This window comes from Glaciecola sp. 33A, assembly GCF_002836745.1.
In the GTDB taxonomy this organism is placed as follows: domain Bacteria; phylum Pseudomonadota; class Gammaproteobacteria; order Enterobacterales; family Alteromonadaceae; genus Glaciecola.
The window spans coordinates 1-3,083 of sequence record NZ_PJAR01000007.1; the positions used below are offsets into that span (position 1 = coordinate 1).

A 3,083-nucleotide genomic window follows, 5' to 3' on the forward strand; every position below is an offset into this window, starting at 1 on the left:
TTTTATTTGATTAGCAAAAAAACTTGTCATGCATACAGCTAGCAGCGACTCAGCAATGAGCCAGCTGCACCGCAACCCGCGATTAAAAAGGCGTGGGTTGATAAAATGCGTTGTACTTCATTCTTGGCGGGGTGAATGCACACGCCATTTTGGGTTGTATGGTTAAGTGACTAAGCGTATACGGTGGATGCCTAGGCAGTTAGAGGCGATGAAGGACGTGTAAGTCTGCGAAAAGCTGTGGTGAGCTGACAAAAAGCATTTGAGCCACAGATGTCCGAATGGGGGAACCCACCGCTTCGGCGGTATCGTTAACTGAATACATAGGTTAACGAAGCAAACGAGGGGAACTGAAACATCTAAGTACCCTTAGGAAAAGAAATCAACCGAGATTCCCCAAGTAGCGGCGAGCGAACGGGGAGCAGCCGAGTAATTATGAGGTAGTGGAATGTGTTGGAAAGCACAGCGATACAGGGTGATAGCCCCGTACACGAAGCATCATAGTTGCCATATTAAGTAGGTCGGGACACGTGTTATCCTGACTGAAGATGGGGGGACCATCCTCCAAGGCTAAATACTCCTAACTGACCGATAGTGAACTAGTACCGTGAGGGAAAGGCGAAAAGAACCCCTGTGAGGGGAGTGAAATAGAACCTGAAACCGTATACGTACAAGCAGTAGGAGCCTGGATTCTCTTCGGAGATAGTAGGGTGACTGCGTACCTTTTGTATAATGGGTCAGCGACTTATATTTAGTAGCAAGGTTAACCGACTAGGGGAGCCGTAGCGAAAGCGAGTGTTAACTGCGCGTTGAGTTGCTAGGTATAGACCCGAAACCCGGTGATCTAGCCATGGGCAGGTTGAAGGTTGAGTAACATCAACTGGAGGACCGAACCGACTAACGTTGAAAAGTTAGCGGATGACTTGTGGCTGGGGGTGAAAGGCCAATCAAACCGGGAGATAGCTGGTTCTCCCCGAAATCTATTTAGGTAGAGCCTCGGACGAACACCATTGGGGGTAGAGCACTGTTAAGGCTAGGGGGTCATCCCGACTTACCAACCCTTTGCAAACTCCGAATACCGATGAGTGCTATCCGGGAGACACACGGCGGGTGCTAACGTCCGTCGTGAAGAGGGAAACAACCCAGACCGCCAGCTAAGGTCCCAAAATATTGCTAAGTGGGAAACGAGGTGGGAAGGCTAAGACAGCTAGGAGGTTGGCTTAGAAGCAGCCATCCTTTAAAGAAAGCGTAATAGCTCACTAGTCGAGTCGGCCTGCGCGGAAGATGTAACGGGGCTAAGCAATATACCGAAGCTGCGGATTTGAACTTCGGTTCAAGTGGTAGGGGAGCGTTGTGTAAGTGGCTGAAGGTGTTTCGAGAGGAATGCTGGACATATCACAAGTGCGAATGCTGACATGAGTAACGATAATGGGGGTGAAAAACCCCCACGCCGGAAGACCAAGGTTTCCTGTCCCATGCTAATCAGGGCAGGGTAAGTCGGCCCCTAAGGCGAGGCGGAAACGCGTAGTCGATGGGAAACGGATTAATATTTCCGTACTTGTTATATCAGTGAAGGGGGGACGGAGAAGGTTATGCTAGCTTGGCGTTGGTAGTCCAAGTGAAAGTGCGTAGGGTTGGTGTTTAGGAAAATCCGGACACCACATTTAAAAGATGAGCCTGAGACACGAGACGAGACTCTACGGAGTTGAAGTAGCAAATACCCTGCTTCCAGGAAAAGCCTCTAAACTTATGATATAGCGAACCGTACCCCAAACCGACACAGGTGGTCAGGTAGAGAATACTAAGGCGCTTGAGAGAACTCGGGTGAAGGAACTCGGCAAAATTGTACCGTAACTTCGGGAGAAGGTACGCCCTTGCTTGTGTAGTGCTTCGCGCATGAAGCAGGTGAGGGCCGCAGTGACCAGGAGGCTGGGACTGTTTATTAAAAACACAGCACTGTGCTAAATCGAAAGATGACGTATACGGTGTGACACCTGCCCGGTGCCGGAAGGTTAATTGATGGGGTTAGCGCAAGCGAAGCTCTTGATCGAAGCCCCGGTAAACGGCGGCCGTAACTATAACGGTCCTAAGGTAGCGAAATTCCTTGTCGGGTAAGTTCCGACCTGCACGAATGGTGTAACCATGGCCTCGCTGTCTCCACCCGAGACTCAGTGAAATTGAAATTGCAGTGAAGATGCTGTGTACCCGCACCTAGACGGAAAGACCCCGTGAACCTTTACTATAGCTTGGCACTGAACATTGACCCTACATGTGTAGGATAGGTGGGAGACTATGAAGCATTGTCGCCAGATGATGTGGAGTCTACCTTGAAATACCACCCTTGTACGTTTGATGTTCTAACATTGCGCCCTGATCGGGCGTGTGGACAGTGTCTGGTGGGTAGTTTGACTGGGGCGGTCTCCTCCCAAAGCGTAACGGAGGAGCACGAAGGTTGGCTAATCCTGGTCGGACATCAGGAGGTTAGTGCAATGGCATAAGCCAGCTTAACTGCGAGACAGACACGTCGAGCAGGTACGAAAGTAGGTCATAGTGATCCGGTGGTTCTGAATGGAAGGGCCATCGCTCAACGGATAAAAGGTACTCCGGGGATAACAGGCTGATACCGCCCAAGAGTTCATATCGACGGCGGTGTTTGGCACCTCGATGTCGGCTCATCACATCCTGGGGCTGAAGTCGGTCCCAAGGGTATGGCTGTTCGCCATTTAAAGTGGTACGCGAGCTGGGTTTAGAACGTCGTGAGACAGTTCGGTCCCTATCTGGTGTGGGCGTTGGATGATTGATGGGAGCTGCTCCTAGTACGAGAGGACCGGAGTGGACGAACCGCTGGTGTTCGGGTTGTCATGCCAATGGCATTGCCCGGTAGCTACGTTCGGAATCGATAACCGCTGAAAGCATCTAAGCGGGAAGCGAGCCCAGAGATGAGTCATCCCAGACAGTTTAACTGTCCTGAAGGGCTGTTGTAGACTACAACGTTGATAGGCAGGGTGTGGAAGCGTCGTAAGGCGTTAAGCTAACCTGTACTAATTGCCCGTGCGGCTTAACCATACAACACCAAAGTGGCGTGA

1 rRNA gene is annotated in these 3,083 nt (G+C 50.9%); it reads left to right on the top strand.

Annotated features, from left to right (window positions below):
- Window positions 1-160 precede the first annotated feature (160 nt).
- Window positions 161-3,063, top strand: a 23S ribosomal RNA gene (locus CXF81_RS00305).
- Window positions 3,064-3,083: the final 20 nt, after the last annotated feature.